The following is a 20,117-nucleotide window of genomic DNA, read 5'->3' on the forward strand; positions in this document are numbered from 1 at the left end:
AATTTCAAATATTTCAAAGAACTCTTTTAGATTTTAATGGGACAACAATGTTTGTAAAAGGTAAAACAATATGCGTTTTTCAGATACAGAGAACAATATGACCTTTTGCATAGGTGTGTGTTGGTTAGGAACTCCAAATATGGAGTCGTTGCAGAAAATAATGATGAACTTGAATATTATTGATAAGGATGGAAACAATGGAAGCTAATGAACTGATGCGATATGCCTATGAATTACTGCAAGGGCATTCGAATGAAGAATGTGCCCGAATATTAAGAGAAGTGGTGGCCGAGTGTCAGGTGTGTATAAAGAACTGTGAAGAAGGTGTTTTCGAAAATATGCTAAAGTAATAACAACAAGAATATGGAAATTACTCATAAAAATCAAGGAGAACTTGACTCAACCATGCTCCCATTCGTGATGAGAGAGCTGGTAGAACTGGTCATGAAGAAAAAGGCATTGCCTTTAGGCGATGCACTGTATTATATATATTCTTCCAAGTTGTATAAATCTTTGCTGGATAAGAGTACCAAGTTATGGTATTCAAGTACATTGTCGCTTTATGAAACATTGGAGAAGGAAAAAACAGAAGAAAAACGACGGTATAACGGTGACACGAAGATCCTGCTTTTCAAGATGTTCTGCATTGAGAATTATAGGGAGGAAAAGAAACAAAGTGCGGAAGAAACCTTGTTGTTGTTTTCGGACTATGGGGTTTTTGATTTTTTGGATGAGACTTTTGAAATGCTTCATACCCAAGACCCCGAATATATATTAGATACTATAACGACTTATATCAATAAAAGAAAATGAGACTATTTCATGGATCTACAGTTACCGTGAAACGCCCTAATATACAGAAAGGACGGAAGGCTACGGACTTTGGGAAGGGATTTTATACGACAACCAACTTTGAACAAGCAAAAAAATGGGCTTTGTTGAAGAAGAACAGGGAACAGAGCGAAAAAGCAATCGTCTCTGTTTATGAAGTTCCCGATGATATTCTTGATAGGGAATATCCGGTTCTTCGGTTTATGGGTGCGACAAAAGAATGGCTGGAGTTTGTTGTCAACAACCGCAGAGGAAGAGAAAACGGTGACTATGACCTAATAATGGGGCCTGTCGCAAATGACCAGTTATATGCGACAATTCGGCTTTATGAACAGAGAGTTGTTACGGCTGAAGCCGCTATTGAGATGCTGAAAGCGCATAAGTTGTTCAATCAGCTTTCATTTCATACGGTAACAGTCGCTTTGTTGTTGAAGTTTGTTGAATCAATTGAAGTGGGGTAAAGAATATGTGAAGTGAAAATAGGGGGAAGTTTATCCCCCAATGGTAAGGTTGTTTTTTGCGTCCACTTAGTTTTTTCCCACCCACCCTTTCAGCGGAGTGACTGCCCGGCAGTCTGTTGCTTACCCATATGTCCTAGCCTTTTAGGGCTGTAGATAGGTAGTTGGATATTTCGCTGCCAAATCGGCAGTCCGCTTCAATCGTTTGCTTGCTTTTCTCCGAGTGGAGCCTTTCTGCTTTTCCGGTGGTGTAATCTTCTTTTATTGGAAACAGGTGTAGTGGCTGTATGCCTGTGTGGTTATGTTCTCCCGCAGAATCCGCAAGTCAGTTCTTCCGTTGCAGCTTTTCATTTTATCGTGCAGTCACTTTTTTCGATACGTGGAATATGATATGCTTCATTCTTCGGCTTCATTTTTTTAAAAGGAATTGCAGATGTTTCTTCCGGTGTGTCGATAGGCGGCTGACCATCTTTTCGGGATGTGCCATGCTTGCTGTCTAACCGGTTGTTTTTTGCATCCTTTCCAAACCTGTTACTGATTTTCAAGTTTTGTCTTTTTCATATCATTTTTTAGGGAAGTCAAATCATTTTCCGTTGCAAATATAGATTGTTGCTAACCCCTTTTACGGGGATAAGGGGACGATTCACAAACACCACGTTGTTATTCGTCTGAAATCTTCCTTTTTTTGCCTTGCACAAAAAGCGTATTTAACCCGAATTATTCGTTGCCATCTTCACCAATAAAAAAGTTACAAATCTTCCTTTTTCCGGCCAGCATAAAAAGAGTATTTATATCTTTTTTCATGGTGTCCCCCAAAGCCAACAATCAGTTATTGCACTGTAAAATTGATTAATTAACTTCTAAAAAATCAGAGATATGAAAAAGATTGAAAATTCATTCGCAGTAACAGGCAGGATTTGTAGGGATGCAGAAATCCATTTATTCGAAATAGTAAAGGTTGCACACTTCTCTATTGTGGTCAGTCGCATAGGCAAGATAAATGAAGAAAAAACATTTGTTTCCTCTGTTATGAAAGTTGAAGCCTGGAGTAAGATGGAAGACCGCTATGCTTTTTGGATACTGCAAAAAGATGTACTGATTACCGTTGAAGGCTACTTTAAGCCGGAAGAATGGACGGATTCTAAAAGTGGGGAGAAACGTAACCGCATTGTGATGGTAGCTACTAAGTTCTACCCGACTCCGGAAAAATAAGAACCCCCGGACTAAAAAGAAAAAGCAATCAAACGATTGAAGCGGCACAAGGTCGCTTCAATCGTTTGCTAATGCGGCAGAAGATTATAAAAAAAGTGTTTCTTAATTTGGTGATTTTCAGATTTATCGGTATTTTTGTATCAAAAATGATACCTAAATATGTTTTTCTATGAAAAGATTATATGATACATATACAATATACGAATTTTCAGATGAATGTATTGTAAAGGAAATCTGCAAGAGAGTTAAGTCTATAAGACTTAGCTGCTGTTTTTCCCAGCAAGAATTTGCGGATAAGGCAGGAGTATCTATCGTTACTATTAAGAGAATAGAATCTTGTAAAGTAAGTGATATTGCCCTAAGTACATTGCTTAAGATTTTGCGTATAAGTGGAACTCTTGAAGGCGTTGTCGGTTTGGTTCCGGAACTTCCAGACTCCCCTTTCCTAATCAATGAAAAAACAGGTAAAAGAATACAAAGAATTAACGGTAAACGTAAGATGGTATGAAGAAAGAGCCGATTATAGTGAATGTATATCTGTGGGGGACTTGCATTGGCAAATTGAATTGGGACTTTGAAAAGCATTGTTCTGTATTCCAATTTACGGATGAATATAGGAAACAAGATTATGATATATGCCCTTCCACACACCCTAAGAGAACCCCTTTGTTTGCGTCTTTCTATGGGAATAAAGATAAATTATATCAAGGGCTTCCGGAATTTCTTGCAGATGCGCTTCCTGACAAATGGGGGGCTTCCCTATTTGACCAATGGCTCACGGATAATAATATAAAGGTTACGGAATCATTGCCTCTATTGAAGCTCTCTTATATTGGCAAGAGGGCTATGGGAGCATTGGAATTTGAACCGGAATTTAATGATGATGCCATCCATGAGTCAGTAAATATGTCATCATTGGCAACTTTGGCTTCTAAAATATATAATGATCGAGATGCTGCTGTCATATCACCGGAGGATAGCCTCACGATGAAAAAGTTGATATATCTTGGAACTTCTGCCGGTGGCATGCGCCCGAAGGCAGTGATTGCCTATAATCTCGAAACGGAAGAGTTTCGTTCCGGCCAGGTGGATTTGCCTGAAAATTTTAAGCAGTATATCATCAAATTTAAAGAAGCAGATGACTCTCCTACCACAGAGATAGAAATGGTATATAGCGAAATGGCAAAGGCGGCGGGAATCAACATGATGCCATGCTTCCTGAAAGAAATTGATGGAAGAAATCATTTCGTAACGGAAAGATTTGATCGTAAGAATGGAGAAAAGCTCTTTAGTCAGACCCTTGCGGCCATTATGCCGGGTGCAGATGATTATATGAAGCTGTGTTGGATAGCAGAGACTCTGAAACTTCCCCAGGAAGACAAAGATCAGATATTTATCAGAATGGTATTTAATTATGTCGCAGGTATATCCGATGATCATAATAAGAACATATCGTTTATCATGGATAAGGCAGGGGTATGGCGTTTATCACCTGCATATGATGTAATGTTCACGGCAAATACATGGGAAAATTCTTCAGCACACATTCATTCGATGGGCGTGATGGGCAAAAGGTCTGCCTTGACTACAAGTGATTTCGTCAACTTTGCCGAGGATTTTGTAGAGGAGCCCGAAAAGAAGATATTACAGGTGTTCGATGCTGTAAGCAAATTTCAATCGTTATGCGCCACGTATGGCATAGATAAGGCTATATTTGATAAAATCCAACATGTATTGGATGGATTGGTCACTGATGATTTGGATTTGCTGCAATTAACTTAAAGAACAGTAGATGGTGATAGTTGCTCCAGTCTTTTCTGGAACGGCTTTCTTTTCTTTTGAGATCTTTATACCCCTATTTGTTATTTTGGAGAAAGTCACATGTTTCCCACCCACCCTTTCAGCGGAGTGACTGTCCCCGTTTCAGGATTTCTCATAGTCACTCGCAGGCTCCGTGATTGTGTGAAATCCAGGAATGGGGAAGGCAAAGGAGAGAGGCATATCCGGTCTGCTTTCGGAGCTTCGGCCACATCGAGACAACCTCTTTCCGGCGGCTATGCCACTCTCCTTTTATTTGCCCGGCAGTCTGTTGCTTACCCATATGCCCCAGCCTTTTAGGGCTGTATATAGGTAGTCGGATATTTCGCCGCTAAATCGGCAGTCCGCTTCAATCGTTTGCTTGCTTTTCTCCGAGTGGATGCCTTTCTGTTTTTCCGGTTGTATAATCTTCTTTTTCCGGAAACAGTTGTAGTGGCTGTATGCCTGTATGGTTATGTTCTCCCCGCAGAATCCGCAAGTCTGTTCTTCCGTTGCAGCCTTTCATTTTATCGTGCAGTCACTTTTTTCGATACGTGGAATATTGTATGCTTCATTCTTCGGCTTCATTTTTTTAAAAGGAATTGCAGAGGTTTCTTCCGGTGTGTCGATAGGCGGCTGACCATATTTTCGGAATGTGCCATGCTTGCTGTCTGACCGGTTGTTTTTTGCATCCTTTCCAAACCTGTTGCTGATTTTCAAGTTTTGTCTTTTTCATATCATTTTTTAGGGAAGTCAAATCATTTTCCGTTGCAAATATAGATTGTTGCTAACCCCTTTTACGGGGATAAGGGGACGATTCACAAACACCACGTTGTTATTCGTCTGAAATCTTCCTTTTTTTGCCTTGCATAAAAAGCGTATTTAACCCGAATTATTTGCTGCCATCTTCACCAATAAAAAAGTTACAAATCTTCCTTTTTCCGGCCAGCATAAAAAGAGTATTTATATCTTTTTTCATGGTGTCCCCCAAAGCCAACAATCAGTTATTGCACTGTAAAATTGATTAATTAACTTCTAAAAAATCAGAGATATGAAAAAGATTGAAAATTCATTCGCAGTAACAGGTTTTATCGGTAAGGATGCAGAAATCCGTAGTTTTGAAACAGCAAGCGTAGCACGCTTTTCTATCGCGGTCAGCCGTGCAGACAAGACAGGTGAAGAAACCTCTTATGTTTCCGCTTTCATGGGGATTGAAGCCTGGAGAAAGAATGAAGCACTGGATTCCTTCGATGTATTGAAAAAAGGTGAGCTGATAACCGTTGAAGGCTACTTTAAGCCGGAAGAATGGACGGATTCTAAAAGTGGGGAGAAGCGTAACCGCATTGTGATGGTAGCCACCAAGTTTTATCCGGCTCCGGAAAAAGAAGAAGAAAAACCGGATCAGCCTAAACAGAAGGCTGTCTCTAAAAAGAAAAAAGCAAGCAAATGATTGAAGCGGCCTAGTGCCGCTTTTTTTTGCTACATATCCGAGAGTGTTTTTGCGTTCACGCAGTATTCTTCCCCACCCTCCCCTTCATCGGAATGACTGTTCTCATTCCCGGTTTGCCCGTAGTCATCCGCTATGCGGCTGATTATGGGCAAACCAGAAAAGAGAAGTTCCAAACGTGGGCGGGATTGCAATGGTCATCATCCGGAGCTTCGGCATTGCCGAAACAACCTCCTTCTTCCGTATTGCAGTTCCTTCCTTTTACCGTTTGTCCCGGCAGTCCGTTGCTAACCCGTTCCCCCCCTGTCACTTGTGGCAGGGAGATAGGAATACGGTTTTGCAAGCAAAACCGTATGGTTTGTTTTACTTTCCGTACTGCCCTTTTCCTTGTTTTCTGCCTCCCCTAATGTGCTTTTTTCATAGCTCCATCTGAGATCCTTTGTTTTTGAACGGCAAATTTATTTCGGTGGATGGATACGAAAGAGTTCCGGTCTTCGCCCCTTTGTCCCGAAAAAAATAACGCCGGACGGCTTCGCTGTCCCCAACATTTTTTGTCGTCCAAAACTTTTCTTAATCCCTCCTTCCTTATTGTTGTGTGCCGTAAAAAAAAGGCTCATAAACTCAGATGGGGCATGAAAGCTCAAAAAAAAAGTCGGCAGAAAGAAAAGGCCATCCCGGAAAGGGGTTTTAAAAAAAGGTCTTTAAATCTAGCTGAAGCATAAAATTAGAAGTTTAACAAACTAAGTAGCAGAAGTATATGCAAATCATTCAATTTGTTTTTTCGGTCATCATCGCTCTTTGTGCAGTGGCTATGTTTGTCGGAGCGGTAATAACGCCAAGTCCGATAAAGGTTGTGTCGGTTACGTTGTTGGCTCTTATTTGCCTATTCTCCTTGTTTCTCGTGAAATTGGCTTATTGTGAAATGAAATCTAAAAATGATATACTATGAAAGTGTCAGAACAATTTAAAAGTACCATCAAGGCATACCTTGATAATATGGCAGCGGTGGATAGTCTGTTTGCTCCAGTCTATCAAAAACCTACAAAGAATATAGATAATTGCATTACCTATATTTTAAACCAAGTGAAGAAAAGCGGTTGCTGTGGTTTTAGTGATGATGAAATTTTTGGTATGGCGTTGCACTATTATCAGGAAGATAATATTGAGGTGGGTAGCCCATTGAAATGTAATGTAGTCGTAAATCATCATGTTGAATTGTCAGAGGAAGAAAAGAAAGCGGCTCGTGAGGCTGCTATCAAAAAATTGCAGGAGGAAGAATTGGCAAAGTTGAAGAAGCGTCAACAAGCTAAACGTGAGAACAACACCGAAGTACAAACCCAGTTAACTCTTTTTTGATATGAAACCCAAGACAAAATTACAAATGGAAATCGTGAATGGGAGCAGGAAGTTAGCTCCCGTTTCAGAGGCTCAAAAGCGTTATGCCTATAAACATTGCTTTGTGCATTATTTCAAGCGTGATGCAAAGGGGAATTGCTTTTGTTTGGATTGTGGGCATACATGGCGGGATAAGGAAGATAAGAAAAACTGTAAATGTCCTCATTGCGGTATGAACCTGAAATTGGAGAATAGCAGGAAAAGGACGGCTGTATATAAAGAATATTTTTGTGTGATTACTACATACAAGCAATATCAAGTTATCCGTTTTTTTATGGTGGACTGCCGGCTGAAAAAAGGGTCTCCGGCTAATTACTTTATAATTGAGGCGGTACAGTGTTGGATGAATAAAGAGGGCAAGACAGAAACGCTGTCTTTGCTGCGGGGCATGTCTATATTTTATTACGATGCATGGATATATGGAAGTTCTTTGGAATTGCGTAAGCGGAATGTGCATCATGACCGTATTTATGATATTTGCCCGGCAGTTATCTATCCGAGAATGAAAGTGATACCCGAACTTACGAGGAATGGATTTAAGGGTGCCTTTTATGATATTTGTCCGAGTTCCTTCTTTATGACATTATTAACTGATAATCGGATGGAGATATTATATAAGGCAGGGCAAATGAATTTGTTCTTGAGATTTTTAGAGAGAAAATACGGTATAGATAAGTATTGGACGTATGTAAAAATCTGTTTAAGACATGACTATGTGATACATGATGCGGACTTGTGGCTGGACTATGTGGATATGCTGATAGAAAATAAATTGGATGCGAGAAATCCTCATTATTTGTGTCCGTTGAATGTAGAAGAAGCGCATGATTGGGTGATGGGGAAATGTAAGAAAAAATATTCTGAAAAGGATGAAAAAGACTATATTGCTGCCAAATCACGTTTCTTTAATCTTTCGTTTGCGGATGGAAATATTATGGTTCGGGTATTGGAAAGCCTTTCGGACTTTTACAAAGAGGGAAAGTTGCTGCATCATTGTGTATTCAGCAACGCCTATTATAAGAGAGAAGATTCGTTGATAATGTCGGCAACGGTGGATGGAAGGCGCATGGAAACGGTGGAGTTTTCACTTAGCAGGATGGAGGTGTGCCAGTGTCGTGGAAAGTCTAACCAATTATCAGCCTATCATGACCGGATTCTGAATTTGGTACGGGATAATATACCGTTGATAAGGGAAAGGATGGTAGTGTAATGAATAGCCCACACATCTAAATGTGTGGGAGTTCTTTTTTGGAAGACGCCCAAAAAAGAACCCCAAAAAACGTTGTCGCTACACATCGTTACGCTCGGATTATTTGCTTGTCGGCTTTAGTTTGCCGATACATTTTTCCATGTCGGGGGACAATAGGAAAGAAGCCGTCTTTTTCTGCTGCACCCCTGAGTGTGGCTGGACGATGGCATACCTGCATTTTAATATCTTGCCGATAACTTCCGTACTGTCACGGTGCAGGTACATGGCTTTCATGGCATCCGTTGCTTTCAGGCTTTTTTCGGCTTCCATATAGGCGGAAAAGGACGGTTTGAATAAGGCACGGGGACTTTCCGCTTTCTGTATGACAGCGGATAATTGTGCGCTTTTGTTGTTCAGGTAGCACAGGCTGTCCGATACGGTGACGTCTTCTGTTTCCAACACTTCCAGTAGTTCGAACTTTAAATCCGTCCAGGTGCCGTGAGAATCTGTCTGAACCCATTCCGCAATGGCCTTCTCATAGCCGGGTTTGCTGCATGAGGAAAAGGCAATGAGCAGCATACAAAAAAATAAATGCTTGATATTCATATTGATCTGATTTTATAGGTTGTCGTATTATGTGATGGAGCAAATCTATGAGGTTACTGGCCGTCCTCCGTGGAGGAACAGATGCCACACGAGATTTTCAGATCATCGTTCCAATCCTTGTTTTCCGAAAGTTCGACGTTCTTCAGTTTCCGTACCTTGTTGCGGAGTTCATCGTTACTCAGGCTCTCGACATCAGTCGTATCGCCATGAAAGTAACGATGCAGCCATAGAGTGTACTTGTGCCCTTGTTTGTCGTTGTCAAAGATGCTCCGGAGCTCCTTTACCTGGTTCTTGTCAAGAATCAGGCGTAATAGCCTCATTTGTCCTTCCGTGAATGTCCCTTCCGTAGATACATATACAAGATTGAGGTCGTTTCCGGAATGGCGTAATTGATAGTGGGAGATACAGTCTATAAATGACTCCCCAATGTAGAGAATGTCTATCGGGCGGCTTTTGTCATGGTTGCTGGTCGCCAGACAGTCGAACTTGCCACCGATAATCCCTTTGAATGTTTCATTTCGTTGAGAAATGGCTTGCACACCGTTTTCATTGTACATCTTGATGCACACGTTGCGGTAAACACTCCCTTTGTTCTTTACCTCCCGGATAAAGAAAGTGTCTTTGAAGAACCGGCTTTCAATGCTTTCTTTCAGGATACCTCTTTTCTGGAGATAATTGCCCTTGTAGGGTTGTAGCTGGCTCAAGTAGAATTGAAGTTCGTCCGCTCTCATGCTTGTGTTACCTACTTCATACCGGCTTTTTTCGGGTGTCGTGATGCGGTTGGTGTTGATGTAGTTCTGAAGGATCTCCCCCACCTCGCGCAAGGACGGCATTTTTCCGGTTGTTTCAAATAGATGTTCCTGCATCAGATCCATGATACTGCGGCCACGCACGCTGTCACTATGCACGTCCCAATAGGTGTATTGGTTCTGCGAGTTCCGCTTGATGACGATGGTATGCGTTCCGTTGCTCATTTTGGGACAGGAGTTGGAAGAGCCTTCCACGATTTTCCATCCTAGTTCCAGCAGGAAATCGGGCAGAGAAATGGTTGTTTTTATCTGATTGAAATCGACTTTCATAACGTTGACTGGATTAGTTGAATCTCATTTTATCTGAGCTTAGATTATAAATGAGAAAGATTATCTTTCATAAAGATAAGAAATATCATCTAAATATGGAAGAGAAAGTATATGTTTTTTGATTCGTCTGCATTTTTATTTCAAGGTACTGTAAACCAAATCAACAGTAGTGTCTATACCGGGAACGGCCTCCAACTGTTTGCTCTGGTTGAATACGCTTTCCCCGTCTTTTTTTATCTGCATGGTGATGATAGCACTCTCTTTTGAATAGAGAATGCCTTGCACGGTAATTTGGCTGACAGGCTTTTCCGTGCTGTATTCCGCTTTATCGGTGAAACTCTCATCTACGGAAGCTGCGGAGGTACCGGTGCGTTCGTTCCTGAATCTCACGCCGTCAAGATTATATATATGCACACTGCCTTTGGGTGAGGAACCGGTTACGGCTACGGTGATGTGATACATGCCGGCTTTGTCTGTTTCCGATTGGATTTCCTCTTTGTTGCATGAAGCGGCCAATAAGCAGGCTGCCGCTAATAATGAATGAATTTTTCTCATGGTAGGATTCTTTTGTTGAATGTTATCGGATGATTTTTTGTTCTGTCTTGTGTGTCCCGGTTGGCGGAACTGCTGACTTTTCTTTTAATTTGTCCTCTATCTTTTTGAGGATGGCGTTGACATCTTCAATGATTTTGATGTAGTTCTGCTGGATAATCTCTTCCAGGATTTCCAGTTCCATCTCTTCTTTGCCGTTGCCCAGTTTGACCGGTAAGGAGAAACGGGGTATCTCCTTCTCTTCAAAACGGCACATATCCATCTGCACGCTGAAGAATGGCGGCTTGCCTCCGGCAATCTTGCCAATGAAGTGTCCGGCTGCTTGTCCGGCAATGTCCCTTGCCTTTAAGACTTTTTCTTTTTGCAGGCTCTCCGTGACACTGTTATTGCCACCGGCTTGGTGTGAATAAGATTCTTGCGCTTCTTTCTTCTCCCCAAGCAAGTTCTCGATGTCTTTGGCGGTCTTCTCATTTCCGGTCATACCGTAAGCCTGCGTTCCGCAGGAGGCTTTCAGGATGTTGGCACTTTTCTCTCCATAGTCCCTGACCGCTTGGTTGAAGTCCTGAACGGCGAGAATGGTAGCGACATTGTGCTTCCGGGCGGTTCCGATGAAAGTGTCAATGCCTTGCAACAGGATGGTCGGAAATTCATCTACCATGAATATGCTGGTCGCTTTGCCGGGATTGTTCATCTGTGACATCAAGACGCTGCCGATGCAGGAAATAGCAGGGGAAACGGCTTCCTTGATGGTGGGCGCATTGCCTACGCATAACAGCGTTGGGTGTTCCTTGTTGGTTATATCCAAAGAGAACTCTTCTTCGGGAAGTGGCGACAACACCCAGAAGATGTATTTGTTGTTCAGGAGTACCAACGGAGTCTGTGCGGATGATACGGCTCCGGCTGTCTGCTGTTGTGCACCCAGTTTCCAGGCGGTCAGCATGGAGGACATGTTCAATGCGATTTCAGGATCTTCCGACAGCCAGTGGAATACTAGGTTGCTGTCAGAAAGGGCAAGGGCTATCACATGGGGCAGCGTACAGATACCAAGCTTCCTTTCCTTGAAACATTTATAGGCGATTGAATAGACGTAGTTGATGGCATTGTTGGCCCAAAAGTCGGTCTTTTCCTTCCAGCTTGCTTCCAGATTCTTCATCAGTGTCATGATGATATTGCGGATGAATAGCGATTCGTTTCCCTTTGACATGTATTGCGGAGAAAGTACGTTCACCCTGACCGTGCGTGACATATCCACAAAGTTGATATAGGCGAAACGGGGTGTTTCCATCCCCTTGTTCCGGAAATGTTCGATGCTTCCGTATGCGATACGTGAGAGGATGGGTGACTTGTCCTTGGTGGGATCACCCTCCCAATCGTACACGAATCCGGCATAGTTGCGCTCGGCGCACTGGTAGATGATTCCCTTGATCCAGCTCTCTGATTTACCGCTTCCCGGACCGCCGTCGATATAGACATTCTGCTGCGGCTTATGGATGACCAGCGGCCCGGAGGCGGTTTCAAAGCGGAAGTAGAAAGCCGATTCTTCCCGGCTTAACCCGAAAATGCTATCATCGGATTGGGCATGACGCCGGATGAAATAAGGCAGAGTCTTGATGACAAGCAGCGTGTACGCTACGAATAGAATGGGAAATACAAATAGGTTATACCACGCTGATAACCGGCTGAATCCGACAACCAGCATGGATGCCGTAACCAGTGTCATACTGGTGTAAACCCATTTCTTGTTTTCGTCTTTCACTTTGCCAACCGGAAAGAGAAAAGCGAGGCCTCCGATCAGGATAACGTAGAGAAACCGGAATAGGATATCCTTCTCCATCAGCCTTTCCCACATGGCCGGATTACGTAGTGGAGCGTATAATCCCGTAACGATAGCCCACTGAAACAGTACGGCTGTCCCGATGAGCGTGGATAGCAGGATCAGGATGAATGACAGGTCTTTCTTCTCTCTTTCCATGGCCGTTGCTGTTATTGGGGTTGTCCGGATGCCGTTCCGTCACCGCTCTCTTTTTTCTCTGCCTTTCCCAGTAACTCAATGCGTGAGACGGTCAGGCTGACGGATGGGATGTGGCTACCGTCATCCTTCTGGAATACATCGGCATACACATCGCCGCAGACATATACCTGTGTCCCTTTTTTCAGATACTCAAAGACTTTACTCTCGTAATTCACGAAACAGCATACCCATAGGGTCTGTTCCTCGTTGTTCACGTTCTTGTACTTGGTGGATACATGGAAGTTGAATCCTTTTCCGTTCTTGTTCTGCCGGGCATCCGCACCGACATAACCGATAATTTGTCCTGTAAACATAATGATGGTTTTTAAAAGTTTATAATCCGAGCTGTGGCTCATTCATATTTTTCATGGCTGGCTCCGCTTCCATGGAAGGCAGCGAAATGCCGAAAGTGCTGTGTAGCGTTTCAAGGTTGTCGGCTGTAGGATGGTTTGCCGCAACACTTTCCAATAACCGTGATGAAGGGGTAAAACCTTCGTTTTTCATCTGCTCCAATACCGGACGGTTGTCTTGCAGGACGGCCTGCGTGAACCGTTCCTCCGGTGTGAGGTACTGTTCCATCCGTGCGGTATGTTCCTGAATCATATTGCTGGCTTTTCCTACATCGGCAAGGATGTTGTAGATGAATTTGGGATCTTCTTTCAAGGCTCCCAGCCAGTTTTTTAGATACATGGCATTTTCTTCCCGGATATGGGTGGATATTCCCAGGCTTTGCCCGACGGTAGCGGAGGTGAGTTCGGCAACCAGTTCCTCTTTGGCATATTGCTTGTCTCCGAAAATCACGCCTTTTTCCCGGTTCAGATGCTCAGGTTCTCCAGTCGAGTGCGCCATCTCATGCAGTAGTGTGGAGTAGAAATTCTCTCCGTCCTTAAACTGCCCCTTCAGGGGTACGACGATATGGTTATCTTCTCCCCTTGCATGGTAAGCACTATTTCCTTCCTTGGAATAAATGGGGCAGATCCATTGCTGTTCCCGTACCATCGCATCAATCAGAGGCACGGTGAGCATCCCTTGCTCGTCCTTGATGGCCGGTATCTTGAATTGCTCCTTCAATGCTTCCCATTTCTCCGGTTTCGTTTCCTGAAGATTGGTCTGCTGTACGTTGAACACATTGTATGTCTTCAGAAACGGCGTGACCTTATATTCCTGCTGCTCGTTTTTATCCAGGTTCTTATATACGTCGAAAGGTATTTTCTTTCCGTTCTTGTCTCTTACTGAGAAATTCCAGTAAATGACTGGGAATGACTTTTCTCCTTTCAGTATGTTAAGGCCGTTGTCTTTGGCTTGCATGAAGGTCATATAGACCGGCAGGCTGTACTGCTCTTTTTCCGAAAGTAGAAACAACATGAAGGAATTTACTCCGTTGTAGGTTCTTCCCTCGATATTTTGCGGAAGTCCCCCACCCTTTATCCCGAACCAAGGCTTTTGCCAGTTGTCTTCCACCTGCTTTATCTTTTCGATCATCAGTTCGGCGAAACGCTGTAATGCTTTATCACTTGCTGTATCCATGATTTATTGGTATAGATTTCTGTTCTCGTAATCAAGCAGCCATTCTCTGGCCGTTTGGTTGTTTGTCTCTTGCTGCTTGGCAGCCATCTCTTCTTGATAGGCTTGTGCAAGCTCTTCCTGTGCAAGTAGAAACTCTAAGTCACTGATTTCTCCTGCAATGTTTTTCTGTACTAATTCATCGTAATCCATAATTCCTGATTTTTTAGGTTATAAGTCATTGAAAGCCCGGTTGATGGTGCTGGCTATCGGACGGGCCATTTCCTTGCTGTTGTCGGGTTTGGGTGTGCTGGCCAGTTTGACATCTCCCAGTGTCTTTGTGCTGCCTTCCATCCCGAAAATCTTTTGTACGGCTATCAGTGTGTTGGCTTGCACACCCGTTTCACGCATCCGGGTAAGGTCTTCTTGAGTGAGCCGGTACCCTTCTTTCTGTATCTCTTGGATGACATGAAAGTTGTCGGTCTGTGCGGCATCCAACAGACGTGCGGCCTGCCTTTCATGTTCGCCCTGTTCTTCCGGCTTGGTGCCGAACAGCTGGATGACTTCATGGGTTTGCCTTTCATCCAGACCGTGTTCCTTACCGATTCCTTTGATAAACTCTTCACTGGGTTTATATCCTTCCTCTTTGAGCTTCCCGATTTTTTCAAAGTCATGTTTGCCCACCGCTTCCTTAAACTCGGCTTCCATATTGCGCCCCTCTTCGTGTTTTTGCTCTTTTGCAGCTTCTATGTTGGCCGCATGGGCTTCCAGTTTGGGGGTCATGGCCTTGATCAGCTCTTGTGCCTTGCCGGGAGTGATACTCTGTATGTTCTGTATCATGACTCCTTTCCTGTCATCCGTCAGTTGGATGTCGGCAATGAAGTAGCCTTCCGGACTGTGCAGCAGCTTGTTCTCCAGTGCATGGCCGTTGGCGAGCAGGTATTTGTCGGCTTTGGTTAACTTGTAGCCGCCATATTCGCTGGTCTGCCCGATGATGTCGGGAATCTTGATTTCCTGGTTGGTGCGCAGGATGACGGAGTTCAGATCCCGGTCAACTTGCAGCAGGATGTCCTTCTTATTTACGGTGATGGGTACGATGTCACCGGCAAGCAGCTGTTCTTTCTCTTTCTTGCCCAACTTCTTTCCCAGCACCTTGTCCGGGATAACCAACGCCTCTTTGCGGTAGAATACGGAGATTCCGTCATCGTTGAAACGGAGCTTCCCCGGTTTGCCGTGTATCTCCATCAAATCAGACATGACACCCTTTTCCAGCTTGGTGCCTTTCCCGTCGAGGATGTTCCCTTGCTTGTAGGCGTATTCATAGAGCGACTGTCCGGTGTAGCATACCTTCAGGCGATGGTCGATGACGGTAAAGCCGTCCTTGTCATGTCCCTTCAGGTTCTCCCACCGCTTGATGCTGATGCCATCCTTCTCCAGCTCGGCGACATATTTAGGATCATTGGCACGTTCCTTGTCAAAAAGGGCGGATACACGTTCTTTTGATTGGTCACGAAGGCTTTCATCGTACTTTGCTCCGGCTTTTTCCCTGATTTCGCTTACGCTCATGCTCAGCTCTTCCCCGTCTTTGCGGAACCGGAAATATCCGTCCCGGTATTCGGTCTGATAGCCCAGTGATTCGGCGATGCCGCCGAACTGTCCCACGTTGTCGAACATATAGGTGTCTAATGCTTCTCTCAGTTTCATGGCTGTGGCTTGTATAAGGGTTCTGCGGAAAGGATGTATTCGTTCAACACGGCCAGCTTGATGTGCCGCCCGCCGTTTCGCTCGTAAATCTCGATCTCGAATACCTTATCATCGGGTATCGTGAATTTGTCGAAACCAAGTATCAGCCGGTTCCGGCTCTTGCCCTTGATTTTCGTATCAAAATCTTTCTGATAGATAGGTTCGATGGTCGTTTCTTGCTGGATGGCGTTCTTGCTCTTCTTTTGGTCACGCTGGAAACATTTGACAAACTCGATGTCGTAGTCGATGTATGATTTGTTTTTCAGGTCAAAGATGAAAAACATGAAGTCCTCATGCACATACAGATTGGCCATTGACAACTCAAACTTGTTCTCGATGACCCCCAGGCTGTAGATGTTGCGCTTCTTGGTGCGCAGCTCTTGGATGCATCTTTCCATTTCCTCGCTGTTCACATCCACATGGGCGGTATATTTGCGCTGGTCATCAAAATTGTAGGTGAATACGGAGGTATTGCCCCGTTTGATGGTGATGTGGTAAGTGTTCATGGCCTTATCCACCACAAACAGGTTGGAATATGCCACGGCATCTTTGGCGGTTGATACTTTCAACTGGTTGTTGTAGGCGGCCAGAGTGAAGGACACCTCGTTGCCGGGCGTTCCGTAAGCGATGTCCTCCGGAAAGAAGAACTCGGCCAGATGGAGGTCGCTGACTTCTGCCTGATAGTCATGGTGCTGCCATTTCCCGTTGTCCTCGTAAATGTTCGGGTACGAATCCGTGCCGCCTTCGGGAAGGTAGCGGATGTGATAGGTGTAAACGCTTCCGTCGATGCAGACTACGGTCAGGTTGGTCTCTTCGGTGAATCCTTCCGCTTGCGCCGAGAGCCTGACGATATGGGGCGCCTCTTCTACCCGGCTGGCCATGACAAGCTCCTGTTCGCCGATGGCGATATCAGATACTTGCACAGGAAATACCAGGTGTTTCACACAGTCGAAAGAGATAAAGATGTCTTTTTGGCTGATGGCTTGTTTCCGGGGAGTGCCGTTTTCCTGAGCGAAGAGCGGCAGACTGCACACAAAGCAGTAAAACAGTAGATAAATATATTTCTTCATGTTGTCGATATGTTAAACGGTTCTTGAAAAAAAGGCGGTGAATACGGTAATGCCCCATAGAAGAAGCAGGGTAATGCCGAAAGAAACGGTCAGCGGACGGATTTCTTTAAAGGCTCGTCCGTTCCGGCGTGATACGTAGATCCGATAGCCGAAAAAGACCGCTGACAGCGCAAGCAGGTAATTGAGAATGTCTATCATAATTTGTCTATCAATGTTTGAAGGGGATGATTTTTCTTGTTCGTTTTCTCTTGTTCCATTTGCTCATAGAGCTTCTGTAACTCCGCTTGCACGGCTTGCCTACGCAACTTCGATTCCTGACTCTCTTCTTGGATATACATTTCGTAGTTGGACTTGAGATGTACCTTCACTTGTGAGAGGCTCATGTTCAAGATTTGCTTGGCTACCTGGGTGGTGGCGTTGACTACGCTGGTCACTTCGCTGGCCATCGTGCCGATGGAAGAGAGCGGCATGTCAATGTTCTGTACAAGACCTTGTTCCATACGCTTGGCTGCACTGGCTTTCAGGTTATTGGGCAGGTTCAAACCTTCCATGGCATCATTGTCGAAGACAACCACCGATACGGGATTGAGGTTGTCTCCTACCTTCAGGTTGCTGACTACCACATCGAGGCGGTTGGCTCCCAAAGTGGCGATACCGTAAAACAGCGTGTTGGCCGGTATCTTCATGCCGGATAGGGTTACGTCCTGAAGCAACCGCATCCGTACCGTACTGCCCGTGACTACGGTCTGGTCGCCGTGGATGCAAGCCCTGAAGAGGTTGCTGTTTCCCGGTGCGGAGGTCGGTTGGCGGCGTACCCGCTTGCCGTTTTCGGCATGGTAGATCGGGCCTTTTTGCATCAGGCTGTCGGCGGATGGATGGCCGGAAGGGTTGGCAGCGGCTTTCTCCGTTTTTCCCTCTTGGTCATAATTGACAATCCGTTCATACATGCGCTTGCGGTATTTGTCGGATTCTTCCAGTTCCTTGCGGATGCGTGAGTTCTTCTTGGCTTCCCGGATAATCTCGTTGAGCGCCTGCTCGTCCTCCAGTCCGTCCAGTTGGCTTTCCAGCTGATGAGAGAAGCGTCCGTTCCGGCCACCTCCGTATTCTGCCATGACTTCGCTGTACGGATCGTTCTGCATACGGCGGATGCGCTCCAGTGTGGCACGGTCATACCGCTCCTGCTGGTTTTGCAGCTCGAAGTAAAAATCAGATCCTTTGACCTGAGACTCTTTCAGGATGCGTGCCTTCTCCTGCTCTTCCAGTTTGTCCTGCTTATAGGCTTCCATCTTGTCGTTCACCTTGTCGGCCATTTCCGACTGTGGTTCCAAAAAGGCTTGCGAGGCGGCCTGTCTGTCACTCCCTGACGGCACGTTCCCGTCCTCACGGATGAAGAATACATAAAGGAAGAGGATGCCCAGGATTACCGGGATGGCCATCAACAGCTTGTTCTTGTCTTTGATAAGTTTATTCGGTTCCATGGTCGGTTGGTTTAGAGGTTTCTGACTGGTTTTCATTCTTGCCCGGAGAAGCTGCCTGCGATGTGTTGGTGCCGTTGCTTTCCACGGGTTCGGAATAGCGGACAATCCAATCTTCTATCTTGGCTCCGTGCGCATTTTCCTCGCTGCGGGACAGCATATCATAGATGGTGAACTCCGCTTCGATATTACGTGAGATGCTTCCCCGTGCCCGGTACCCGGTCTGCGTGAAGATTATCTTTCCGGAAACGGGTATCGTTTGTGTGTTAATCTCTACATCCTTGATGCGTACCCCGTAACGGATATTCTTTTGTATGAGTGAGTTCAGCATATTCACATCGTTGTACTCGTTCAACAGCTCCTTCCCCTTGTTGCCTATGAGGTTGAGCGCAAGCGAAATGTTCTTCTCGTAGCTGCTCTCGTCAAAGGCATACCAGTGGGTTACGAAGGTCTTTACATGGTTCATGTATTCGTATTGCCGCATATCGCTGGCAGACAGGCTGCTTGCCTCATAGACTTCTCCCTGCCTGTCGATGACGAGAGCCTGGCCGTATGCTTTTTCTATTTTGTTGATAAGGAAGATGATACTGCTGGCAAAAGCGATAGTCAGAATGATGCAGTACCCGGCTGAAAGCCGGATAGTCAGCTTGACCGCATCATCTGCTCCTTTGAATTTCATCAGATTCATAGTTCTATTTTTTATTGTTGTCGTTTATGAAACTTGCCCCGATAGAGGCGGCACCGCCTACGTTGGTCAGCTTGCCGCCTGCCGCTGCGCCTCCCATCAGGGCGATGGTGGCCGCCGTGGTGACGATTGACACGGTTTTCGAAATGATTTTCCCGGCATCGCTGTGTCCTACGATTTTGGAGGATAGCCAGAAACAGCTGCAATAAGCACCAATCAGGGCGAGATCCATTCCTAAATATTGTATCTGCTGCGTAGCTGCGTCCACCATGTCGGCACTTTCCGTATAGATGGCCTTGAAGGTCTGCCATATGATTTGGTTCAGAATATTGATGACGGTGAATACCATACAGGCGGAGCAGAGCGTACCGAACCAGATACTCAACTGTTTCTGAAAGACCGGCAACATGCTTACGGCAAAGACAAACGGGCCGAGAATGACCAGTAGCTTGACAATGACCACGCCGATACCCAAGATGACTACTTGTATGATTCCTACCAATAGGGCGGAAATGCCATGAAGCACAAGGGTGGCGAGGTTGGCGGGGTTGAGCAGCTGCACAATCTTCTCCACGCTGGAGCGTACACCGGTCATTTCGTCCTCTTCCATCTTTTTATCCAGTTCGTGCTGCATGGCGCCGGTGCTGTCTTCTCCGGCTGCTACCTCCGACTGGAGGCTGTGTTTGTCGTATTCGGCAATCATCTCTCCTTGTTCGATGGCTGATTGTGCCATGAACTGGGCAAATTCCTGCGCACGCTCGGAGGTCAGCGAGGTGGCTTCGTTGATTACTTCCATCGTGCCTACGATGGTTTGGGCGATGGGGGTGTATATGCTTAGGCAGAAGAACAGTACCAGGCAACGGGCGATTTCCATCATGTCGGGAAATTTGTCCTCATTCGGGCTTAACAGCTGGCTGGCTCCGTGATAGAGATAGTTGTATGCTAGGTTGCAGATAAAGCAGATGACACCAACACCGAAGGCGATGACTGTCATTTGCGAAACGAGTTCCATCGTCAGACCGTCCGTGATCTGAAGTCCCCAGAGAAAATTATCTTGATTCATA

At 45.1% G+C, this 20,117-nt stretch carries 23 protein-coding genes; 9 read left to right on the forward strand and 14 right to left on the reverse strand.

The genetic code is table 11. The annotated features are described in order from the left end of the window. The first annotated feature begins 188 nt into the window (after nt 1-188). The 6 genes from BACPLE_RS19545 (at nt 189) to BACPLE_RS18290 (ending at nt 4,283) form a co-directional block, all read left to right on the forward strand. Entirely contained in the window at nt 189-350 is a 162-nt protein-coding gene (locus BACPLE_RS19545) for a hypothetical protein (protein WP_007564662.1), read from the forward strand. 13 nt (nt 351-363) lie between these two features. Further along, entirely contained in the window at nt 364-813 is a 450-nt protein-coding gene (locus BACPLE_RS18265) for a DUF3791 domain-containing protein (RefSeq protein ID WP_005868755.1), read from the forward strand. Next, complete coding sequence (locus tag BACPLE_RS18270) at nt 810-1,292, forward strand: DUF3990 domain-containing protein (protein ID WP_005868753.1); 483 nt, start codon at nt 810-812, stop codon at nt 1,290-1,292. The genes BACPLE_RS18265 and BACPLE_RS18270 overlap by 4 nt, the downstream gene beginning before the upstream one ends. An 873-nt stretch (nt 1,293-2,165) precedes the next feature. Further along, on the forward strand, nt 2,166-2,501 hold the full coding sequence (locus BACPLE_RS18280) for a single-stranded DNA-binding protein (protein WP_005868751.1): 336 nt from the start codon (nt 2,166-2,168) through the stop codon (nt 2,499-2,501). A gap of 169 nt (nt 2,502-2,670) precedes the next feature. Beyond that, complete coding sequence (locus BACPLE_RS18285) at nt 2,671-3,009, forward strand: helix-turn-helix domain-containing protein (RefSeq protein WP_005868750.1); 339 nt, start codon at nt 2,671-2,673, stop codon at nt 3,007-3,009. After that, on the forward strand, nt 3,006-4,283 hold the full coding sequence (locus tag BACPLE_RS18290) for a type II toxin-antitoxin system HipA family toxin (RefSeq protein WP_005868749.1): 1,278 nt from the start codon (nt 3,006-3,008) through the stop codon (nt 4,281-4,283). The genes BACPLE_RS18285 and BACPLE_RS18290 overlap by 4 nt, the downstream gene beginning before the upstream one ends. A gap of 157 nt (nt 4,284-4,440) precedes the next feature. Here the strand turns inward: BACPLE_RS18290 and BACPLE_RS19550 are convergent, their stop codons facing one another. Then, nucleotides 4,441-4,602: a hypothetical protein gene (locus BACPLE_RS19550; RefSeq protein ID WP_005868748.1), complete on the reverse strand. Its 162-nt coding sequence runs from the start codon at nt 4,600-4,602 to the stop codon at nt 4,441-4,443. Nucleotides 4,603-5,349: 747 nt separating this feature from the next. On the opposite strand from BACPLE_RS19550, the gene BACPLE_RS18300 reads away from it, so the two are divergent. From BACPLE_RS18300 to BACPLE_RS18325, 3 genes are all read left to right on the forward strand, one after another. Then, complete coding sequence (locus BACPLE_RS18300) at nt 5,350-5,748, forward strand: single-stranded DNA-binding protein (RefSeq protein ID WP_005868746.1); 399 nt, start codon at nt 5,350-5,352, stop codon at nt 5,746-5,748. Between the two features lie 942 nt (nt 5,749-6,690). Then, nucleotides 6,691-7,101 carry a PcfK-like family protein gene (locus BACPLE_RS18320; protein WP_005868911.1) on the forward strand — a complete coding sequence of 137 codons (411 nt, stop codon included), beginning with the start codon at nt 6,691-6,693 and terminating at the stop codon, nt 7,099-7,101. Nucleotide 7,102: 1 nt separating this feature from the next. Then, nucleotides 7,103-8,350 (forward strand): PcfJ domain-containing protein, encoded by a 1,248-nt coding sequence (locus tag BACPLE_RS18325; RefSeq protein WP_005868910.1) that lies wholly within the window; start codon nt 7,103-7,105, stop codon nt 8,348-8,350. Between the two features lie 99 nt (nt 8,351-8,449). Here BACPLE_RS18325 and BACPLE_RS18330 read toward each other — a convergent pair whose 3' ends face one another. From BACPLE_RS18330 to BACPLE_RS18385, 13 genes are all read right to left on the reverse strand, one after another. Further along, complete coding sequence (locus BACPLE_RS18330) at nt 8,450-8,935, reverse strand: hypothetical protein (protein WP_005868909.1); 486 nt, start codon at nt 8,933-8,935, stop codon at nt 8,450-8,452. 53 nt (nt 8,936-8,988) lie between these two features. Next, nucleotides 8,989-10,014, reverse strand: a complete 1,026-nt coding sequence (locus tag BACPLE_RS18335) for a toprim domain-containing protein (RefSeq protein ID WP_005868908.1) — start codon at nt 10,012-10,014, stop codon at nt 8,989-8,991. Nucleotides 10,015-10,149: 135 nt separating this feature from the next. Next, nucleotides 10,150-10,569 carry a hypothetical protein gene (locus BACPLE_RS18340; RefSeq protein WP_005868906.1) on the reverse strand — a complete coding sequence of 140 codons (420 nt, stop codon included), beginning with the start codon at nt 10,567-10,569 and terminating at the stop codon, nt 10,150-10,152. Between the two features lie 22 nt (nt 10,570-10,591). Beyond that, on the reverse strand, nt 10,592-12,538 hold the full coding sequence (locus tag BACPLE_RS18345; protein WP_005868904.1) for a type IV secretory system conjugative DNA transfer family protein: 1,947 nt from the start codon (nt 12,536-12,538) through the stop codon (nt 10,592-10,594). 11 nt (nt 12,539-12,549) lie between these two features. Further along, nucleotides 12,550-12,933: a single-stranded DNA-binding protein gene (locus BACPLE_RS18350; RefSeq protein ID WP_007564694.1), complete on the reverse strand. Its 384-nt coding sequence runs from the start codon at nt 12,931-12,933 to the stop codon at nt 12,550-12,552. Continuing rightward, the gene (locus BACPLE_RS18355; RefSeq protein WP_005868899.1) at nt 12,911-14,104 is read right to left on the reverse strand and encodes an ArdC family protein; all 1,194 of its coding nucleotides are present in this window, start codon (nt 14,102-14,104) and stop codon (nt 12,911-12,913) included. The genes BACPLE_RS18350 and BACPLE_RS18355 overlap by 23 nt, the downstream gene beginning before the upstream one ends. Before the next feature lie 3 nt (nt 14,105-14,107). Beyond that, nucleotides 14,108-14,293 carry a hypothetical protein gene (locus BACPLE_RS18360; protein ID WP_005868897.1) on the reverse strand — a complete coding sequence of 62 codons (186 nt, stop codon included), beginning with the start codon at nt 14,291-14,293 and terminating at the stop codon, nt 14,108-14,110. A gap of 18 nt (nt 14,294-14,311) precedes the next feature. Next, entirely contained in the window at nt 14,312-15,784 is a 1,473-nt protein-coding gene (locus BACPLE_RS18365) for a DUF3945 domain-containing protein (RefSeq protein ID WP_005868895.1), read from the reverse strand. Next, entirely contained in the window at nt 15,781-16,893 is a 1,113-nt protein-coding gene (locus tag BACPLE_RS18370) for a DUF4138 domain-containing protein (protein ID WP_005868893.1), read from the reverse strand. The genes BACPLE_RS18365 and BACPLE_RS18370 overlap by 4 nt, the downstream gene beginning before the upstream one ends. Before the next feature lie 12 nt (nt 16,894-16,905). After that, nucleotides 16,906-17,091 carry a hypothetical protein gene (locus BACPLE_RS19115; protein ID WP_007564699.1) on the reverse strand — a complete coding sequence of 62 codons (186 nt, stop codon included), beginning with the start codon at nt 17,089-17,091 and terminating at the stop codon, nt 16,906-16,908. Beyond that, nucleotides 17,088-18,371 (reverse strand): conjugative transposon protein TraM, encoded by a 1,284-nt coding sequence (gene traM, locus BACPLE_RS18375; protein WP_005868892.1) that lies wholly within the window; start codon nt 18,369-18,371, stop codon nt 17,088-17,090. The genes BACPLE_RS19115 and traM overlap by 4 nt, the downstream gene beginning before the upstream one ends. After that, nucleotides 18,358-19,056, reverse strand: coding sequence for a hypothetical protein (locus tag BACPLE_RS18380; RefSeq protein WP_005868891.1), 699 nt, complete (start codon nt 19,054-19,056; stop codon nt 18,358-18,360). The genes traM and BACPLE_RS18380 overlap by 14 nt, the downstream gene beginning before the upstream one ends. Nucleotides 19,057-19,060: 4 nt before the next feature. Next, nucleotides 19,061-20,116: a hypothetical protein gene (locus tag BACPLE_RS18385; RefSeq protein ID WP_005868890.1), complete on the reverse strand. Its 1,056-nt coding sequence runs from the start codon at nt 20,114-20,116 to the stop codon at nt 19,061-19,063. Nucleotide 20,117 lies beyond the last annotated feature (1 nt).

The organism is Phocaeicola plebeius DSM 17135 (assembly GCF_000187895.1).
GTDB classification, from domain to species: domain Bacteria; phylum Bacteroidota; class Bacteroidia; order Bacteroidales; family Bacteroidaceae; genus Phocaeicola; species Phocaeicola plebeius.